10 protein-coding genes are annotated in these 19,934 nt (G+C 68.3%); 1 reads left to right on the top strand and 9 read right to left on the bottom strand.

The window, feature by feature from the left end:
- Positions 1–79 precede the first annotated feature (79 nt).
- The 9 genes from GTY96_RS28315 to GTY96_RS28275 form a co-directional block, all read right to left on the bottom strand.
- A complete protein-coding gene (locus GTY96_RS28315; RefSeq protein ID WP_161666360.1) occupies positions 80–535 on the bottom strand; it encodes a hypothetical protein in 456 nt (151 codons plus the stop codon).
- A 41-nt stretch (positions 536–576) separates the two neighbouring features.
- Complete coding sequence (locus GTY96_RS28310; protein ID WP_161666359.1) at positions 577–837, bottom strand: hypothetical protein; 261 nt, start codon at positions 835–837, stop codon at positions 577–579.
- A complete protein-coding gene (locus GTY96_RS28305; RefSeq protein ID WP_161666358.1) occupies positions 834–1,151 on the bottom strand; it encodes an immunity protein TriTu family protein in 318 nt (105 codons plus the stop codon). The genes GTY96_RS28310 and GTY96_RS28305 overlap by 4 nt, the downstream gene beginning before the upstream one ends.
- Positions 1,136–1,414, bottom strand: coding sequence for a hypothetical protein (locus tag GTY96_RS28300; protein ID WP_161666357.1), 279 nt, complete (start codon positions 1,412–1,414; stop codon positions 1,136–1,138). Before GTY96_RS28300 ends, GTY96_RS28305 begins: the two co-directional genes overlap by 16 nt.
- Positions 1,415–1,686: 272 nt before the next feature.
- Complete coding sequence (locus GTY96_RS28295; protein ID WP_161666356.1) at positions 1,687–2,244, bottom strand: hypothetical protein; 558 nt, start codon at positions 2,242–2,244, stop codon at positions 1,687–1,689.
- Between the two features lie 8 nt (positions 2,245–2,252).
- On the bottom strand, positions 2,253–8,006 hold the full coding sequence (locus tag GTY96_RS28290) for an RHS repeat-associated core domain-containing protein (protein ID WP_161666355.1): 5,754 nt from the start codon (positions 8,004–8,006) through the stop codon (positions 2,253–2,255).
- Between the two features lie 108 nt (positions 8,007–8,114).
- Complete coding sequence (locus tag GTY96_RS28285; protein WP_161666354.1) at positions 8,115–13,025, bottom strand: PA14 domain-containing protein; 4,911 nt, start codon at positions 13,023–13,025, stop codon at positions 8,115–8,117.
- Between the two features lie 242 nt (positions 13,026–13,267).
- Positions 13,268–15,163, bottom strand: coding sequence for a ribonuclease R family protein (locus GTY96_RS28280; protein ID WP_161666353.1), 1,896 nt, complete (start codon positions 15,161–15,163; stop codon positions 13,268–13,270).
- Positions 15,164–15,197: 34 nt separating this feature from the next.
- Positions 15,198–16,238: a hypothetical protein gene (locus tag GTY96_RS28275; RefSeq protein WP_235685931.1), complete on the bottom strand. Its 1,041-nt coding sequence runs from the start codon at positions 16,236–16,238 to the stop codon at positions 15,198–15,200.
- A 218-nt stretch (positions 16,239–16,456) separates the two neighbouring features.
- Here GTY96_RS28275 and GTY96_RS28270 point away from each other — a divergent pair, with 218 nt between their 5' ends.
- Positions 16,457–19,837, top strand: coding sequence for a protein kinase domain-containing protein (locus GTY96_RS28270; RefSeq protein WP_161666352.1), 3,381 nt, complete (start codon positions 16,457–16,459; stop codon positions 19,835–19,837).
- Positions 19,838–19,934: the final 97 nt, after the last annotated feature.

Below are 19,934 nucleotides of genomic sequence, written 5' to 3'. Positions count from 1 at the left end.
CCGTCGCCCTTCTCCGGACAGGGGACCCGCGCTGTCGGGTCGACCGCTAGGATTCTTCCGGCTTCCACCCAGGCCGCGCTCATTCCTCGGCGCCTTTCTGTGAGAGTTCGTGCAATCGCGCGCAATCGATTTCCTGGACCTCGGAGAACCGCAAGCCCTCGATGAGGATCCGGCGTGCAACCGTGGCGGCTTCAGCAGGGAGCTCTTCGACACGGATGGGATGCTTCGGAACGGCTTCCCTCAGATACGGTCCCCCATTTGGATTTGAGTCGAACGCGAACACGCCCCGCTCCGCCATCATCCGCCACGTATCGTGGACCACTGAGAGCGGTCGTGCTGTGGGAGAAGCATCCGCGGACCCCGGCAACGCCAGGATGGCTTCGATCGCCGTGGAGTATGCGTCGGTGTCTCGCAGGAACTCCTTGGGGGCATAGCCCGCCCCCGCCGTGCTGAAGAACCCGACATGGCCCACGGCGTCGACCGCGATCCAGTCGTATTCCAGCCCCCAGATGTCTTCGGCTGATTTCGCGCTCATTCAAGACAGCCTCTCAATCAAGGAGACCCCAACGCCACCCGCTATCGGTTCTTGAGCCTATCCGCGTAGGCCTCCAATTCATCGTGCAGAGGTTCAGCTGCCTTCACGACCCGGCCCCAGACGGGATGGCTCGCTGCCGCTGACTTCGCATCATTCAGCGGCATGCCATAGAGTTCTATAAGCGCCTTGATGCTTTGGACGATGGTCAGCCCAGCATCATGGAGGGCAACAACTGCTTTCTCCACCGAAAGCCCCTGCCGGACGTCCTCACGGACCGAAGCAATGACTGCATCGTAGTTCATGGTCGTGCCTCTCCTATCCGTTCCACAAGCCCCTCAAGCAGCAGCACCAGACGGTCCACCCCGACCCCTTCGTGGTGTTGATACAGAACTTGCTCACCAGTCTCGGCGCTCAGGAGTTCCACGTCACAGAGGCCGTTTTCCCAGAGGGAGACGCGCCCCATCGTCAGCTCGGATTCGAAGTCGACGTAGGCGCTCGCGGGTCCCCCCTCCACGAAGCTCACCACGATTCCCTTGCTGGCGAACCCTGGCCCTCTGTCTGAGGACCAGGATCGATGCATGTCAATCAAACCCATTCCCATCAGCGCTTCCAGCATCTGGACGCATCGTCGAGGATGACCCGTGTCAGTGCTTCCTCGATCGAACGGGTCTCCGCCTTCAGGTAGTCCCCAGCCAGGGGTACTCCCGATACAACCACGGTGTACGGGCCATTGTCTTCCGCTGACCGCCGTTCCCCATCCAGCTTCATGACCACGACGGCCCCCTCCTGACGCATTCGCTCCAGGAGAGGAAGAACAGGATCAATCCCCACCCAATCCTCCGCAGGAGAGGCCTCTCCCAACTCCTCGAAGACCTTCAACAACAGCTTCCGGTGAGTATGTGCTCCCATCCATCTCCCCTCTCGCCAGCTCATACGCGTCGGCGTCTCACAGAAACTCCTTGGGCGATTACTCTCGCCTGGGCTCTCACGACTCGGAGAAGTTGAAGCAGTCGGCCGAGCGAGCGCCGAGAGAGCATTGGAAATGAGTGGGTGCCTCGGCACGCCACCCACAGGAGTCCCGCGCACGGGTTTGAAAAAGTCCGTGCGCGGGAGGTCTGTCTCTGGCGCGGCGAAGTAAGTCATCGCTTGGATCAGCCCTCGACACCGCCCTTCTGGGCCCCGGTGGCAAGGTCGACCTCGAACGGCTGTGTCGCCTCCTCCCGGAGGTCCCAGTATTCGCCGCGGATGGAATGCTCAGTTACCTCGAGGATCTTCAACCCATCCCAGGCCAACCGCTTCGTCCGCCACCGCATGCCTTCAGCTCCATAGGCCACCATTTCAGTGAGGTTCGCGAACACCACGACCCCCGCCGAAAGCACTGCGCGGACATCCGTGATGGGCACCGACTTGATCGCCTCCCAGTTCTGGGGATCTTGGGACGCAACGATGTAGCCCGCGCCTCGAGACACGACGCAGAGCTTCTTCGGGTCCGGCAGGCTCAGGACCCGGCTGAATTCCCCCTGTCCAAACCTTCCGAAAGCAAACACGCCAAGCCAGGGCGCACCACCTCCCTCTGGAGTGACACGCACCAGGATGCCGTCCTGCCCTGCGGCGGTGTTTCCTGGAAAGAAGTACCGTGGAGAGGCATCCGCGCTACGGCTGCCATCCAGCACCTCCCAGTTACCATCAAAAGAAAAGGCAGATTCCATCCGGACACTCATCGGGTCGGCTTGAAGAAGCGATGCATGATCAGCTCGACTTTGCTCGAGTTCGAGACCCTCACGCCGATCTCGAATGTACCCTGAACTCCGTTCACGCTACCAGGCATTGAGTACATGACCCCTTCGCTGCTCCACCCGGCCTTGGGCCGGGTGAAAAAGTTCGGCGTGCTCGTGCGTGTCCCCTGTTCAAAGATTTGCTTATTAAATGATTCCGGGAAATTATGGTACGGGCCCGGTTCCTCAACCCGCCGCAACAGCTCACGCGCGGAATAGATGCGCTTGGGCTGGACCGCGATGGATCCTCCCGCCTCCGATCCAGCGGTAACAACCGGCGCTGCTGTCGAAGCCTTGGGAACGATCCTCGAGGCGGTCGACATCGAGGAGGACTCGACCATGGCGGCGCTCTTGCCCGCGGCCAACCCGGCGGCGATCCGCCCCGCCGGAGAGAGTTCCGCACTCAACGCCGTGGCCGTCTGCCCCAACCGCGCGAACGTGAAGGCCATCAGCGTCTGCACCGACCCGCTCAATGCCTTGTCATAGTTCCCCTCCATGAAGCCGGAGGTCGCGATGTAGGTCCCATTTCCGACGTCCACCACGCCCTGCACCAGGAACATCGAGACGACGATGGCGCCATTCCCGACGTTCAGGACGCCCGCGACGGTGGCAGTGCCATAGTTTCCGCCCCGCCACGCATCCACCATCTCCGCTTCGATGGCGGCACCCTGCGCCAGCGCGGGGCCCATGCAGTCAATCCCCGTCTCCAGGCTGGCCGAGCACTTGCCGCTGGGGTCCGTGAAGCCCGTCGGGTTGCCGCGCGCGTAGGAGTAGAGGTTGCACTCGCTGGGGCTGGCCAGACACTGGTCCGGCGACTCCAGGAACAGACCATCCGGTGAGAGGAACTGCCCCAGCGTGGCGTCGTAGTCCCGCACTCCCATGCGGATGAGGCCCAGGTCCGCGTCGTACCCCTTCTGCACGAACTCCAGCGCCGGTGACACATCCGGGTGCGTCGTGCGGTTGCCATAGGGCGAGGCCACGAACGGAGCACCCGCCGTGTCCGTCAGCAACGTGCCCCGCGCGTCCGCCGCCAACGGGCGAAACACACCCTGCTGGATGACACCCACCAACTGCCCGGCGAAGTGCACGGGAAGCGTGAGGCCAGACGCATCCAGGTATTCGCCCGCCTCCAGGTACGCGGCCACTGGGGTCGCGCCCTCGCGCTTGAGGATGCGCTGGCCCCCCTCGTCGTAAAGGAAATGCCACTGGGTGGTTCCACGGGTCGCGCTGGCCACGTGCCCATTGGGACCGTACGTCAGCTGAAGGTTCCCCTTCGTCACCGCGCGGCCCAGGGCGTCAAACGTGTAGATGGCGCTCCCCGCGGTGAGCGTATTGCCCACGCGCGTCACCGGACGCGTCGTGCCGTTCTCCTCGATGGAGAGGGGAAGCCCCTCGGGCGCATAGCCATACAGGTAGCTGTCATGGGCATCCTGCGCCTGGGTGAGGAAGCCCTGGGGCGAATAGGTGTAGTCGCGCTGCCAGGACTGCGCGCCCACGGTGAAGTCCTCGGACTCCACCAGGCCACGGGCGTTGAGCCGCTGCGCGGTGGTGGCGTTCCACGTGGGCGTGGACTGCACCCGCGTGGTGCGCCGCCGGGTGAGGGCGTCATACCCGAAGCCCACGTGCGTCCCCCCGGAGAAGTCCACGGAGGACACCCGTCCCTCGCCGTCATAGGCCAGCGAGGCCCAGGGCGCCGGGGTCGTGCCGCCCGTCCCCAGCCACGCTTCCTTGAGTCGCCCGTGGCCGTCCAGCTTGTAGGCCTGCGTGTCGGACGACAGCGGCGTCCCATTCGCAGCCTTCACCACGGTGGTGGTGGAGGAGATGTCCCCCGCGTCGTTGTACGCGAGCTGCGTCTGGACTGTGCGCCAGCCGGTCAGCTCCAGCGTCCGGGACGTCAGCTTGCCATCCTCGCGGTACGTGAACATCTTGACGTAGCCGTCGCCCGCCACCGCCGTGAGGAACCCCTTCTGGTCCAGCGTGGCGGGACCCGAGGGCGAAGCCCCATCGTGGTAGTAACGGTAGACCTGCGTACCGCTGCCGGCGGTCGCGCTGTGCGTCTCCGTGGAGAGCCGGCCCAGCGTGTCGTAGGCCATGGCCACCTGGCGCTGTACGACGCCCGATGGCGAGGCGTAGCTCTTCCGCGCGATGAACCCCGCCGTCGCGTCGTAGGTGTACTCCACCGTGGCGATGCCCTGACGCACCAGTTGGCCCACGCGGCCGTGGCCGTCGTAGTGCACGCGGTGGGTCGCACCGTCCGGCAGCAGCACCTCGCGCAGACGCCCGGAGGCGTCGTAGTGGTAGCCGTAACGGGTGTGGGCCTCGTCCTCCTGCATCAGCACGCGCTTCGCCGCGTCCAGCGTGCGGCTCGCGGTGAAGGTCCCGTTCTCCACGGCGGTCTGGGTCAGCGCTCCGGATTCAAAGCCCAGACTTGTGGCCACCTGCTTCTCCACGCCCTCATGGAAGGCGGTGGTGGTGGCCGCGTCATGGCCGAAGGCGGACGCGCTGCTGAAGGCCACCTGCCGGCCTCCCGCCAGCAGCGCCGCGTAGTCCATGGCCAGCATGTTCACCGATGGCCCCACCGACGGCCGCAACAGCGTGCGCAGCTCCGCGCGTGCACCGTCCTTGCGGCTCAGGCTGTCGAAGGTCCAGCCCTCCGGAATCCGATGGGCCGCGGTGAGACCGTCTCCCGAGGCCGTGACGTACTCGATGGACTCCCGCACCGCCCCCTGAGAGGCGTCCACCAGGGTGGTGAGCTGGAACGAGCCTGGCGCGGTCGCCGTGGCGTATTGATAGCCATACGTCTGCTTGGGATTGAGTGAGGTCCCACCCAGGCTGTCCCACTCCCGGCTCAGCCGCTCCTGGCCGTCATAGCGGAAGAACCGCCGGTAGGGCGTGCCTCCCCGGTCCACCTCCAACGTCAACACCGCGTCCGTCAGCGAGTCGCGGTCCACCACGCGCGTCACCACGCCGTCCGGTGCGTTCGTCTGATACAGCAGCCGTCGTCCCGGCTCCTGGTGGAAGGTCGCCGCGCCCCTGCCCGGCACGAAGATGGAGGCCAGGGAGGCGTCCGGGTTGTACGTCACCTCCTGCAACGTCAGCGTCTGCGATCCCGCCACGCTGCGCACGGCGGTGACCAGTCCCCGCGAGTCGCGCTCCACCAGGCCCTCATGGCGGAAGTCCATCCAGGACTGCGCATGCTGCCCGGTCAACACCGTGCGGCTCTCCAGGCAGTGCATCGCCAGGCCCAGCCCGGACACCGACGCCCGCGTCCTCTCCGTGGTCAACGTCCCCTGCGCCGTCGTCGTCATCACCCGCGTGGGGCAGATGTCCGCGGTGTACCCGTCGTACTCCGTGAGCTCCGACACCTGCTGGCCGTCCGTCGTGGAGCGCCAGCCCTGCTCCTGGGCCTGCAACCGCTTCCACGGCAGACCTGCCAGCGACACGTCCTGGTAACGGCGCACCGAGAACTGCTCCACCCGTGGCGCCTTGTCATCGCGCACGCGCGAGGACAGCAGCACGCCCGCGCTGTCGTCGTCGTTGAGGAAGTGGGTCTCCTCCAGCACATGCACGCCCTCACGCGTCACCTGCCCATAGCCCAGCAGGAACCGACCCACGGAGTGCATCGCCGGCTGGCCGTAGGTGTACTGGTACGTCCGGGTCTCCTGCCCGCTGGACTGCACCGTCAGCGTGTCCAGCACCGGCTGGCGCGCGCCCTGCTGGGCGGCCACCGGGCTGCGCGCGTAGGTGAAGGCGAGCCGCGTCCCCTTGCCGTCGTCCGCGGACTTCAGGAGCCCCGTGCCGGGCGCATCCAGCGCCACGGAGTTCGCCAGGCCGTTCTCCACGAAGAACAGCTCCGTGTTGCCCGTGCCCTCCAGGTCCTGCACCACCGGGAAGCTGGAGTTCCACGCCAGCAACTCCAGCGCGGGGACCGGCACCTGCACCAGGCGCGTCCCGTCGTTCACCAGCAGCAGCGCCCCGTACTGGCTGCCGGCGATGACGTCCTGCAGGCCGTCGTTGTTGATGTCCGTGAAGCTCAACTCGAAGCCCGCGAGCGACACCGGGCTGTCGTCCGGGAAGTGCGCCTCGTAGATGTGCGGCTCCGGCTCGAAGAGGAACTGGCCCTTGCCCGCGTAGACGAAGAGGTCGTTGTAGGAGCGCACCACCAGGTCCGGCACGCTGTCCCCGTTGAAGTCATGCACCCAGGTGGCCTGGGGCTGGACCTGGAGATTCAGCGTGCCCGTCACCGGGACGGCCGCGAAGGCATACGCGGTGGCCGTGCTCTCGTTGGGCAGCACGCTGTAGCCACCCGGGTAGACGGCCAGCAGGTCCGGCCGCCGATCCCGATTCAGGTCCACCAGGCGGGTGTTGGGACCCAGCTCCCACGCGTCATGGAGCCAGCCCTGATGCACCGGGTGCCCATCCCGCTCGCACACCAGCATCTCCGTCTTCGACAGGAACGCGTTCCAGGAGAGCGACACCACCTGGTAGTCGGTCTGCTCGGGACGCATCCTCGCCAGCAGCCGGGGCTGGTTGAACGCGGACGCATCCGGCCGGCACTCGATGCGCGCGTCCAGGGCGGCCGGAGGCAGCGGGTCGAAGGTGTAGCCGCCCGGCTGCTGCCGGATGAGGCTGAAGTCCGTGCGGTTCTCCAGGTCCACCAACCCGTCGTCCCCGTCATCCAAGGGCGTGGACTCGGAGGGCAGGGCCACCCCTTCGGAGTAGGCCAGCATCACGCCGTCGAATTTGGGGATGAAGCGCGGCGACACGCTCGGCAGGAGGTCCGAGGCGCGCTCATACGCATACGTCACCGCCGGGGCGGACTGCCCCGACGCATACGTCCGCTGCACGAATTCAAGCTGGAAGGCGGGGCCCAGCGCGTCCTGGTGGTAGCCGACGGCGTAGCTCCAGCGCAGCCCGAACAGTCCCGTGACCGCATCCTTGCTGCGAGCCTCCACGCGCGTCACGCGCCGGTCCAACCGCAGCGCCTCTCCGGACCGCCAGTCCACGAAGGCCGTCGTCACCGGCTCGTGGATGAAGTCCACCCGCTCCTGGAAGTCATCCCCCAGGCCCCCATAGGAGGCACGCGTCAGGAAGAGGCGGCCAGAGGCGTTGGCCGTCCACTCCAGCTTCGTCTTGTGCCCGGTGACGTCCACCACCTGCGTGAGGTGCCACGCATAGGTGCCTCGCGCCGTCTGCACGCGCGCGGTACCGCCGAACGTCCAGCGGCTGCCGTCCGGAAGCAGGGCCACCAGGGTGGTCCCCTGCTCCTCCATGCGCACGTTGCTCTTGAGACCCACGGGGTACCACCGCCCGTCCGTCCCCTTCACCATCCGGCCCCAGGGACCGGTGAGCTCGTCGTTCGAGTAGTCCAGCTCGCCAATGACACGCGTGCGCGTCATGGCCAGCGACACACCCCAGCCCTGCCCCCACTCGCCAATGCCTCCCTCCGGCGAATAACTGGGGAAGACCTGGGCGTGGAGGACCCCGCGCTCCGTGGGCACGGCGAACGTGGAGGCCAGGCTGAAGCCTCCCCGGCTCACGTCCGCGGGCCCCAGCTCCGTGGCCGCGTACTGCCCCACCAGGCTTCCGCGACGGGGCGCATCCAATTGCGGCGCCTGTACCAACGCATCATTGAAGGGCTGGGCAAGCACCTGCCCGCACCACAGTCCGGCGACCAAACCCAACACGCTTCGCATGGCGATGTCCCATTGATTGAAAGAAAGACAGGCACTGAAAAACGGCCCCGCCCGGGCTGCACCCACCGGGCAGGGCCATGACTGACTTCGGTGTCCGACGGGCGCTGACTACTGGCAGCGCATCACGCCGGGAGGCTTCACGCTGGGAGCCTCCTGCTTCGTCTCCACCCGGAAGACCACCAGCAGCTCGAGGGTCTTCGCCAGCGGGCTGTTCGGGTTGATGAGTCCGGGAGCAGGCGGCAGGTAGTTGCCCACGATGGACTGCACGTCCAGGTGGTAGCTGGTGAAAGGCGACAGTCCCGCGGCCACTGACGACGTCGACAGGTACGCGTCCAGCTTGTTGTTGGTCGGCGCCGTCAGCTCCGCCATCGTGCCGAACATCAGCTGCGCCGAGGGCCCCAGGTACTCCGCCGTGGCGAAGTCATACTGGAACAGCGAGGACGCCGCCGGGAAGCGCATCGCCGGCGTCAGGCCCAGGGGAATCGTGTACGGGTCGGACGAACTGCCGGCAGGCAGGACGCCGTAGACCGCCAGGGTCCGGACGATGGGCGTCACCTGATTGCAGGGCAGCAGCTTCTGTCCGCCCGACAGGCTGAAGAAGTGCTCCGGCGTGAGGGTCAGCGTGGGGTTGCGGTTCGCCAGGATGTCATCCCAGACCGCCTTCGACAGGGCCGGGTCCGCCTTGCGGTAGAGCGTGACGGGCGTCTTGTCCTGGCGGGGAATGCTGACGATGACGTCCAGCACCGGGTTGGCCGGTCCGATGATTCGCGTCGCCGCCAGGCGCGTCTCCACCGCCTGTGCCGCCTGCTTCGCCGTCTGCGCCAGCACGGTGATGTCCGTGCTGGGAGAGGCCGGGTCGATGGCCGTGAGCGCGTTCAGCAGGTTGAGCTCGGACGAGGTGAAGTTCGTCAGGGTGGACGGATGCAGGATCCGCACGGTGGGAGCCAGCCACTGGCTCATCACCTCGTCCAAGGCCTCCAGCTTCACCCGCAGGGCCGTGCCATCCAGGTTGCGCAACGTCCAGGCCGGAGCCAGGGCCAGCAGCCGGGACTGGGTCTGGGCATAGGTGCGGTCGTCCTCCAGCGCCTGGATCTCCAACGCGACCTGCCGCAGCTGCCGCTCGATGTTGACGAGCTCCACCTCCCGCTCCACGTCGACCAGTGCCTTCTCCACGAAGGTGCCGAAGAGGGTGCGGAGGCTCTCCGGGTAACCCTCCAGGCTCGTGCAGCCGCAGGCCAGGTAGAGGTCGCTGAAGGCCTTGCTGCGCAGGCTGTTGATCTGGCTCGGCAGCAGCCGCCCCTGGGACACGTAGGACTGGGCCTGCGCCTTCATCTTGGCCAATCCGGACACCATCGACGTGGTGATCTGGATCGCCTCGCTGGACTGCGGGCTCAGCTCCGCGACGCGCACGTCCAGTTGGGAGTGGCCCACCCACCCCTCACACGCCGCGGTGGGCGTGCTGGCCACGATGGCCGCGTCGTTGACGACCACGTAGTAGTCCGACTGCGCGTTCACCAGCAGCGAGGTGGACGGAGACTGGAGCACGCGCGCCGAGCGCACATTGGCGCGATCCGTCATGCCCCGCACCACCTCCACCAGGAGGAGGCTGCCCACCGGCTCGTCCGGGAACGGCGCCAGGGGAGACCGCACGCCGCGCGCCACGGAGAAGGTGGTGTGCGCGTTGCTGCCGGTGGAGGACGTCTGATTCCACGTCCGGCTCCACGTGGTGCCACTCTCGGAGCTCATGCAGGAGTTGACCCCGCCAATGCCTCCGATAATGGGAATGTTGGGATTGAACCCGGCGCAGAACGTTTCGGTATTCGTCGCGTTGGCGAAGTTGCCCTCCGAGTTCACCGTCTCGTTGGCGGTCGCCGTGTAGACCTCCTGCGAGTTCGTCACGGAGAAGCCTTCGGGCCCCGTCATGATGGGCGTCTGAGCGGGAAGCGGGGTCCGCACCTTCACCATGCTGCCATTGGGACCACTGGTCAGCCCCAGCGCGCAGGTCGGGGACCAGCGGCCTGAAACCTGGACGACGAGCTGGCTGCCCAAGGAGGGCTGGAGCTTGAAGGTGGATCCATCCAGCTTCAGCGACGCCATTCCCTGCACGTCATTGGCATTGGGCCCCATGCGTCCCCGGTTGGGGACGATCAGGGAGGATTCGGTCTTCAGCATGACCTGGCCCTGCTCCGCGATGGCCGGGTACAGGGCCTCGAAGCCATCCATGAAGTCACCCAGGCGGGCCTCCTCCACGGCCTGGCTCACGCGCAGTCCATTGAAGTCCTTGTTCAGCGACTTCAGCTGCGCATCCAGGAGGAGGCTCCTGTTGTCCAGATTGGCCAGGTTGCCCTGGTTCTGCAGCTGGGCAAGCAGCTCCAGCACCAGCGTCTTGCGATTGGCGTTGTAGGCGGTGAGGTCGCCGTCCAGCTCGCCGATGATCTTGTTGAGCTGGGCGAGGATGGCCGCCTGCTTCTGCGCGTCCAGCCCCACCTTGAGGGTCTGCTCGTTCTCGGAGGTGAAGAGGCCATTGACCGCGTAGCCGGTGGCGCGGGCCTGGGCCTCGCGCAGCATCGCTGTCAGGGACATGGCGGAACCGGACACCGGCCGGTCGAACAGGTCGTTGGCGACGTAGGTTCCCGCCGGCAACCCCAGCGCGTCCTCCACCGCGGAGCGGAGGGCGGCGTGGCCGGAGACCATCCGGTTGAAGACCCGCTTCCAGTCCGCCGACACATTGGCCGCCGCGGTGACCTTCGTCTGCAACGCGGACGCATCATTCAGGTTCGCCAGCACGTTCCAGAGCTGGCTCGTGACGGTGGACCGGGTGGAGCAGGACACGAAGCGGCAGCCCATGTCGTGCAGGCGGCTCACGTCCAGCATCCGCTCGTTCAGCCCACGCAGCGAGTCATCCAGCAGGTAGAGCAGCGGCGCTCCGGTGAGCGGCGGCGTGCCCGCCTCACCGAAGGCCGCGAGCAGGACCTGGCGGTCCGCCACGAAGCCGTCGGACAGGACCTTGGCCCGGACCGTCTCCGCCTGCGTGTCATTGGTGGCGGTGAGCCCCAGCTCATCCTTCAGCCAGGCGCCCTTCCAGAAGGCCTGCATCACCTGGCTCGTCTGGGCCATGAGCGCTGGCGACGGCGCGGCCGTGGGCGACAGGTGGGCGCGGGACGCGCCGTACCACCGCTGGATGGCGATGAGCTTCGCGCGCAGCTCCGCGATGCGGTTCTCGCTGCCCAGCGTCGTCGTCATGCCCGGCAGCCCCTTGATGAGCAGCTGCGAGGTGATGCTGTCGTAGACGGGCCAGTACGCCTGGGTGTCGTAGCCGGAGGACGCGAGCTGTTCGATGCCCGTCGCGGCCGCCGTGCATGTGTCCAGGAGGGTGCTGGCCGCGGTGCTGGAGACGTGGCTGTCCAGCATCCGCTGGCAGAGGGCCAGCGTGCCAATCACCTCCTGGGAGGCGGTGAAGCTGGCCGACGGCGCGGGCAGGCCCGTGGAGCAGGTGTCGGACGTGAAGTCCTCGTTGTCGAAGTACTCCCCCAGCAGGCCGTTGCTGGCCTGATCCGGCGTGAAGAGCCGGTTCGTGGGGATGGGCGTGACGCTCGGGGCGCCCGGGGGCTGCCAGTGCAGCCGGATGCCCGCGGCCCAGCCACCCTCGCTGTGCTCCAGCTTCAGGGCATGGCGGCCCGCGGTGAGCGGGACGCTGACCTGGTGCCAGACCTCGCCCAGGTAGGTGGGGCGCTCCAGCAGGAGCTGGCCGTCCACCCACAGGCGGACGCTGTCATCCCACTTCACGTGGAAGGCATACGTGCCCGTCTGGGGCGCCTCCACGAAGCCCGTCCAGCGCACGGAGAAGGTGTCCGGCGACATGAAGGGGGCCGGGGCATCCAGGTTCCAGGTGAAGTCCACCGTCGGGTCCACCCGGAAGAAGTGGTTGATCTCCGGATAGGCCGTGTAGAGGGCCTGGACCCGCGCGCGGCGCGTGGCGTACCCACCCGCCTGCACGTTCGAGTCGAAGGCCGGGTTGTCCGCGTGCAGTTCGAACAGCAGCTTGAGCGCGTTGACGAGCTTGAACTTCAGCAGCGGGCCATCCACCGCCGCCGGAGCGACCGCGTCCAGCTGGGTCGCCAGCCGGGTGTACTTGGTCTCCACGGACGCATAGGGCGTATCGTCCGCCGTCATGCAGCGCGGGCGGTTGGGGAAGCCCGTGCGGATGTCAGCCTGGGCGTCAGCGGTGCTCTTCAGCGCGTTCTGCGACAGGCCTCCGACAGAGTAGTACAGGCCTCCGCCCGACAATCCGTCGCACGTCGCCGGATCGGCTTCGGTGCCATGCGTGGGCGCACGGCAATAGTCATACTTGGGCCGCGAGGGGTCAGGACAGGTGGAGGGGACCTGACCGCACTCGGGGTGCGGGCTGGTCGTCCAAGAGGACGCCACGTTGCTGACGGTGATGGAGCAGCCTTCCGTCCACGGGGTCGTGGTGACGGTCTGGCTCCATCCGGTCCCGCCGCTATTGAGCGTCTCAGGGCTGCCGAGCACACGGTTTCCCGTCGAATAGGCAGACACGATGGCCAGGGGGAACTTGGGGTCCCTCTTCCCGTCGGCTTCCAGGTTCAACAGCAGCTGCGCGGCCCGGGCCTGACACGTATACGTGTAATCGCTCGTGTTGGTGTTCTCGCAGGGGGGCTTCTCTGAGTAGTCGCAGTACTGTATGTAGATGTTCTTTCCGGCCGCCTTGATGTCCGTATAGGTGACGGTGCTCCGGGTGGAGTGGCTGCAGGTGGCGTCCACCATGCAGGGCTTGGTCTCATAGCCAATCTGGGGGCATGCCGACGTGTTGCTCAGCTTGAAGCACTCCCTGCGGTACTCCCAGGGCCCCTGACAGACCAGATCCAGCCCCGTGGGAGCCCCTGGCAGGGTTTCCGGCGCCACCGTGGGCCGGCAACTGGAACCGTTCAGGGCCTCTTCGGCCGTGGCCCACTTCTCCTGGGTGGCTTCCTCCTCGGAAGGTTGCCCGCAGGCGACCATGAGCAGGGAAACCCCCAGCCCCCATAATGCTGAGATTCGTCTTTTCATTAGGCCTTCGATTCCATGGCGATGCCCTGCGCGTTCCGCGCATGGGCGATGCTGACCGTCGAGTCAGGATGTGCTCGCGTTCGAAGCCGGATGACGGGGACCGGTGCGCTCGCGGACTGGATACGAGACGAGTCCGCGCGGCTGGTTCACCGAATCATCCGGACCGGTGCCATGGAGTGGCCGGGGGTGTGGCGCTACTCCACCAGGGCGAACTCCACCCGGCCCAGCTGTTCGTCGGTGGAGACGACCTTCACCGTCACCGGCATGCCCACGGTGAAGGTCCGCGTGCGGCCCACCATGGACAGCTCGCGCGCGTCCGGACGGTAGGGGCCTCCGGCGAGTCCCTCCGCCGGCACCATGCCCTCCACCCACATGCCATCCAGTTGCGCCACGAGGCCGAAGGGCTTCACCCGCACGATGCGCGCGGGGAACTGCTGCCCGATGCGCGTGGACATGAAGCGCGCTTCCAGCTCGTGGTGGCGGTCCACCTCCGCGCGGTTGGCGGAGCGGGCGCGCACGTTGATGTGCTGGGACAGCTTTTCAATCTCCGGGTCCTCATGCACGAAGTCGCGCAGGCCGCCCAGGTACGCCTTGATGAGCCGGTGCACCGCGAGGTCCGCGTACCGGCGGATGGGCGACGTGAAGTGCAGATACAGCGGCGCGGCCAACCCGAAGTGCGGCCCCGGCTTCACCGTGTAGCGGGACGGACCCAGCGACCGGCGCAGCACGGAGCGCAGCGCGGCCTCCGCCTTCGCGCCGGAGATCTGCCGGTCGAACGCGGCCAGGGCCAGCGGCGTCAGCTGCGCGCCGAAGCCCGCGGCGAACCCCGAGTGCAGCGCGAACGCGTTCACGTCCGACACCCGCTGCGGGTCGGGCTGCTCGTGCACGCGATACACGGTGGGCACTCCCCGGGTCATCAGCCACGTGGCGATGGCCTCGTTGGCGGCGACCATGAAGCGCTCGATCATCCCGTGCGCGGAGGTGTCCTTCTCCCCGGCCAGACCCGACACGGCGCCCGCGGTGTCGAAGGTGAAGCGCGCCTCGTCTCGGGACATGGCCATGCCGCCCCGGGCCGCACGGGACACGGCGAGCCGCGCCGACGCCAGCCGGAACCAGGGCATGGCCTCGCGCACGGGCTCCATGGCGGGGGACACGGTGTTGTCGTCGAGGAAGTCCGCGACCTCGTCGTAGTTCAGCCGCGCCCAGGAACGGATGAGGCTCTCATAGACATCCGCGGCGGTGACGCGGCCATCCGGGTCGATGCGCAGCTCCACCGTGAGACAGTTCCGCTCCTCGTTCGGCACCAGGCTCAACCAGTGCGCGGACAGCTCCTCCGGCAACATGGGCAGCACGCGGCCGGCCAGATAGACGCTGGTCGCCCGGTCGCGGGCCTCCAGGTCCAGCGGGGTGCCCTCCTTCACGGACTCGCTCACGTCCGCGATGGACACCAGCAGGCGCAGGGCGCCGTCCGGCCCCGCGGGCAGCACGGAGATGGCGTCGTCGATGTCTCGCGTGGAGGGCGCATCCACGGTGACGGTGGGGATGGAGCGCAGGTCGCGCCGGGCCCCCTTGAGCGCGTGGGGCGTCTCCTTCGCGCGGCGGGCCTCCTCGACGACCTCCGGCGGGAAGTCCCGGTGGAGGCCATGGCGGGCGATGACTCGCTCCAGCGAGCGGTCCGCGCCGGGCTCCAGGCGGTAGAGCAGCACGACCTTGCCGGCCGCGATGCGGGCGACGACGGCGTCGTTGGGTTGGACGGGAGTGGTGCCCGGGTCCAGGGGCCATTCGGTGTTGGAGACCTCCTTGTCGATGCGCAGGAAGAAGGCGCCCTTGCGCGACACGACCTCGCCGTAGACCGCGGTGCGGGTGCGCTCCACCAGCGACAGGCCCGAGGCGGTCCAGCGGCCCTCGCCGGACGCCGTCACCGTGGCGGAGACGATGTCCCCCGCGAAGAGGGGGTTGAGGTCCGGCGGCGGAATGAAGGCGGACAGCACCTCCGGAGTCCCGGGCTTCTGCACGGTGAGGAAGCCGAAACCCCGGGGATGTACGTCGACGCGGCCGGTGACGGTGCGCGGAGAGGTGGAGGTGTCCATGTGCGCGCCGTCGTAGCCCACGGCGCGACGAACGTCACCAGAAGCCAGGAGGCTGGTCGCTGTCTGTCTTCAGCCGCGCGCCCGGATTCAATTCGAAGACCAGACCGAACTGCCAGAAGCTGATCCGCTCCAGGAAGAGGATGTTGTAGTAGTCCTGCCCGTGGATGTACCGCGCGAAGAGGCCAAAACCCGCGCTCCACCAGGGATTCACCGCCGCCTCCAGGCTGAAGGTGGGCCGCTGGAACGGCGTCTCCCCGAACGGCTTCGAAAACGTCCCCTCCAGCCGGAAGCGCGTCCCGTTCAGCGCGCGCTCCCCCACCAGCCCCAACCCCCAGTGGCCGGCCCCGTACACCTCGCGCTGGGCATGGCTCATCCCTCCGGGCCCTATCGACGAGTTCAGCTCGTAGAAGCCGTTCGCCCCCAGGATCCACGCGCTCACCCGCTGCGGATCCACCCCGAACCCCAGCCGACCATGCAGCTCGAAGCGCAGGAAGTTCGTGGAGAAGCTCCCTGACACCTCGTTCAACGGCAGGCTCCCCTCCGCGGGCGTGCAGTCCGGGTCCGTCCCCGTCTGGTCCGCGAAGAAGCACCCCTGCGCCCCGTTGGAGTAGTGCCCGAGGATGGCGTTCAACCCCACCGCCACCGCTCGGGGCTGACTGTCCTTGTCCGGCCCCCGCAGCAGGCGCAGGTGCGCCGCCTGGAGCGTCAGCTTGGGGATGTACGACGGCGGGATGACGGGGCTGCTGTTCGTGTTCAGCACCCGCAGCCGGATGAGCGGCGTGAACACCAGCGAGAACAGCGTCTCCCGCCCGTCCTCCTTGAAATCACCCAGGCGCAGCTGCGGCAGGAAGAGGTTCGGCGCGAACTGCCCCTCGAAGAGCAGCGGCGCCGGCGACTCCGGGTCCCCCAGCCGGTGGATGCGGTTGGGCGACACGAACAGGTACGTCCGGTCCAGGAACAGCGGCGTCTGCAGGTCGTACTCCACCTGCAACCCCTCCGCCCGGGCCTCCCCCCACGCCAACACCACCCCCAGCAGCGCGCCCACACACCGTCCCCACCGCCCCATCTGGCCCATCCGCGTCTCCATGGCGCGCACAGTACCGAGCCCCCCACCGCCGTCCGGCCCTCCCGGGGCCTCCTCTCCGGTGCCGGACAATCCACGCGCGTTCCGGCGGAAACCTGTCTCCGCCCGGACGAAGGCCTCATCCTCGTAAACCCTGGCATCTGGCCAGAAACCGTGGTCCGGGCCTTTCGCGTCGGTCCCCGCGCCGGTGTAGAGTCGGACCCCTTACGATGGCTGGGACGACGCTGACGCTCACTCCGGACGGATTCCGTGGCCGGGTGTTGGGCAAGTACGAGGTGCTCTGCCGCCTGTCGACAGGCGGGATGGCGGAGATTTTCCTCGCGGCCCAGAAGGGGCTGGCCGGCTTCCGCAAGATGGTGGTGCTGAAGCAGATCCTCCCCGACATCCGCGGCGAGGAGGAGTTCGTCCGGATGTTCCTGGACGAGGCCAAGGTCACGGCCGCGTTCAACCACCCGCACATCGCCCACGTGTACGACCTGGACGTGGCGGACGGGGAGCTGTTCCTGGCGATGGAGTTCGTGCCGGGCGCCACGCTGGTGGAGGTGGCCCGCGCCTGCCGCTCCGCCCACGAGCCCATCCCCATGGGCCTGAGCCTGATGGCCGTGCGCGATACGGCGGTGGCGCTCAACTACGCGCACAGCTTCACCGACCCGCTGGGCCGGCCCTCGCCCGTCGTGCACCGGGACGTGGCCGAGAAGAACATCATGGTGACGTACGAGGGCGTCACCAAGCTGCTCGACTTCGGCATCGCCAAGAGCCTGGCGCGGGCGGGCCGCACCGCGGTGGGCATGGTGAAGGGCACCAGCGGCTACATGTCCCCCGAGCAGATCATGGGCGACCCGCTGGACGCCCGCAGCGACCTGTTCAGCCTGGGCGTGGTGCTGCACGAGTGCCTCACCGGCATGCGGCTGTTCTACGCGAAGAGCGCCGACGCGATGATGAACGCGGTGCTGAGTGGAGAGGTTCCTCCACCCTCGCGCGTGAACAAGGAGGTGCCGCCGGAGCTGGACGCCATCGTGCTCAAGGCGCTCGCGAAGCGGCGCGAGGACCGCTACGGCACCACGCTGGAGTTCGCCCGCGCCATCGAGCGCGCCGTGGGCCCGCGCATCTGGCACCCGGAGCAGAGCAGCGAACTGATGCTGCGCCTGTTCTCCGAGCGCCGCGACCAGACCCGCCTGCTGCTGATGAGCGGGCAGTCCACCGGGGACGGCACCTCCAGCGAGACGCAGGTGGCGCAGGTGCTGGCCCGGGGCGTGGATGTTCCCGAGCCGGTCGTGGCGCCTCCTGCCGGTGCCCTGCCGCAGATCTCCTCCACGTTGCCGCCCCGTTCGCCCGCGGCGGCCCCGCCGGCCCGGGCGCCTGCTCCGGCGAAGGCGTCCGCGCCTCCCGCTCCTGTCCGCCGCAACACGACGGAGGAGCTCGCGGTCCGCAAGCCCACGGCCGCGACGCCGCCCTCGCGCCGGGTGGCTCCGCCGGTGGAGACGCCCCGGCCGCCGCCCACGGACTCGCTGTCCGCGAACCCCGATGACTCCGAGCCCGGCGTGCGCACCCAGCCGGCCCTGCCGCCCGTGGTGCTGGACGCGTCCCTGCGCATCACCGCGTCCAACGTCGCGACGGCTCCCGGCTACATCGAGGGTGAGACCATCCTCACGCCCCTGTCCCGCGTGGGCGCGCAGCCTCCCGTGGATCCGAAGGCGCGTCTGTCGAAGGAGCCCCCGGTCTTCGTGCCTCCGCCCGATGAGCCCCGGGCACGCTCCGGACGGGAGACACCGTCCGAGGATGCCCGCTCGCGCTCCGCGCGGGACGCGGCGAACGGCGGTGCCGAGGACTCCAGGTCGCGGTCCGGCCGGGATGCGACGCACGGAGCCAGCGAGGACTCGCGTCCCCGGCCGCCGCGCGAAGCCCTCAATGCTTCCGAGGATGCACGGGCCCGGTCCACGCGGGACGCCGCGAACAGCGGTGCCGAGGACTCTCGTCTCCGGTCGCATCGCGACGCCGCGAATGGAGCCACCGACGACGCGCGTGGGCGTTCGGCTCGCGACGCCGCGAATGGAGCCACCGACGACCCGCGTGGGCGTTCGGCTCGCGATGCAAACGCATCCACGGACGACTCACGTGGGCGCCCCGCTCGCGATGCAAACGCATCCACGGACGACGTACGTGGGCGTTCAGCTCGCGATGCAAACGCATCCACGGACGACGCGCGTGGGCGTTCAGCTCGCGATGCAAACGCATCCACGGACGACGCGCGTGGGCGTTCAGCTCGAGACACAAACACATCCACGGATGACTCGCGGGCACGCTCCGCTCGCGATGCAAACGCATCCACGGATGACTCACGTGGGCGCCCCGCTCGCGACGCCGCGAATGGAGCCACCGACGACGCACGCGGGCGCTCCACTCGTGACGCAAACGCATCCACGGACGACGCACGCGGGCGCTCCACTCGTGACGCAAACGCATCCACGGACGACGCACGCGGGCGCTCCGCTCGCGATGCAAACGCATCCACGGACGACGCACGTGGGCGCTCCGCTCGCGACGCGAACCCATCCACGGATGACTCACGGGCCCGCTCCGCTCGGGACGCCGCGAACGGATCCGCCTCCGCCGACGACTCCCGCCCCCGGCCCTCACGCTCCTCCACGCTGGACAGCGTGCGCGTCACCCAGCCTCACAACCCGCCGCAGGCGCTGCTGAACGACAGCGAGACCGCCATCTCCCGCGTGCCGGCCCTGCCTCGCGAAGAGGCCCCGGAGAACACACCCGCGGTCCGCCGCTCGCCGTCCTCCCGTCGCAAGCAGTCCTCGCCCCCCGCACGCGCCAGCGCGGCGCGCGCCTCCACCCGGTCGACCGAACCCCACGACTTCCTCACGGACTCCGACGCCCCCACCCCCCGCCGCGGCCGGGGCGGACTCATCGCGGCCGGCGTCGCGCTCCTGGGAATCGCGGGCCTCGGCACCACCGTGGCCCTCGGACTCGACGGCGGTCGGTTCGCCGCGCTGTGGGACTCCGTGCTCGCGCGGCCCCCGGCGACGAAGTCCTCCACAACTTCTCCACCGCCCTCCGCCCCACTCGAAGCCCAGAAGGCTCTCCCCGCCGAACCTCCGGCGCCGAAACCCTCCACCGAACTCGCGGACACGGTTCCTCCCACCAACCCGCCCCCGGACGACGCGGCCCCCGCCGAAGACACCCCGCCCCCGGACGACTCCCAGGTCGCGAAGGGGAAGACCCGCGCCCCCGTCCGCAAGACCAAGCGCGACGCCAGCGACACGCCCGCTCCTGTCCGCAAGCCCCGCACCCCGTCCGAGGACGCCCCCGAGGTCGCCACCCCCACTCCGGCCGAAGACACCTCGGAGCCGGCCGCGGCCCAGGGCTTCCTCACCCTCGTCACCGAACCCTCCGCCCGCGTGTCCCTGGGCAACCGCTCCCTCGGCGAAACCCCCCTCACCAAGGTCGCGCTCCCGGTGGGCAGGCACACGCTGAAGCTCATGGATGGGACCGGCCGGCCCCTGAAGCTCCTCGTGGAGATCAAACCCGACGACACCACGTCCGTCCGGGTCCCCCTGGAACTGCTGGCCAATCCCTGACCGGCGCCCGCGCGGCTCCCGTCCCCCACGCGCAATCACGCGCGGGGGTCACGCGTACCCAAGGCATTCCGCGGAGGCCGTGCCCTACGTCCTCGCG

The organism is Corallococcus silvisoli, from assembly GCF_009909145.1.
GTDB lineage: Bacteria > Myxococcota > Myxococcia > Myxococcales > Myxococcaceae > Corallococcus > Corallococcus silvisoli.
The sequence above is the reverse complement of the archived record's forward strand: the minus strand, read 5'-3'. Positions and strand labels throughout refer to the sequence as shown.

Bases quoted from the DNA above. Each gene is read 5' to 3' on its own strand.
- GTY96_RS28290 (WP_161666355.1), bottom strand. From the start codon at position 8,006: ATGCGAAGCGTGTTGGGTTTGGTCGCCGGACTGTGGTGCGGGCAGGTG.
- GTY96_RS28270 (WP_161666352.1), top strand. From the start codon at position 16,457: ATGGCTGGGACGACGCTGACGCTCACTCCGGACGGATTCCGTGGCCGG.
- GTY96_RS28295 (WP_161666356.1), bottom strand. From the start codon at position 2,244: ATGGAATCTGCCTTTTCTTTTGATGGTAACTGGGAGGTGCTGGATGGC.
- GTY96_RS28310 (WP_161666359.1), bottom strand. From the start codon at position 837: ATGAACTACGATGCAGTCATTGCTTCGGTCCGTGAGGACGTCCGGCAG.
- GTY96_RS28305 (WP_161666358.1), bottom strand. From the start codon at position 1,151: ATGCTGGAAGCGCTGATGGGAATGGGTTTGATTGACATGCATCGATCC.
- GTY96_RS28285 (WP_161666354.1), bottom strand. From the start codon at position 13,025: ATGGTCGCCTGCGGGCAACCTTCCGAGGAGGAAGCCACCCAGGAGAAG.
- GTY96_RS28275 (WP_235685931.1), bottom strand. From the start codon at position 16,238: ATGGGCCAGATGGGGCGGTGGGGACGGTGTGTGGGCGCGCTGCTGGGG.
- GTY96_RS28315 (WP_161666360.1), bottom strand. From the start codon at position 535: ATGAGCGCGAAATCAGCCGAAGACATCTGGGGGCTGGAATACGACTGG.
- GTY96_RS28280 (WP_161666353.1), bottom strand. From the start codon at position 15,163: ATGGACACCTCCACCTCTCCGCGCACCGTCACCGGCCGCGTCGACGTA.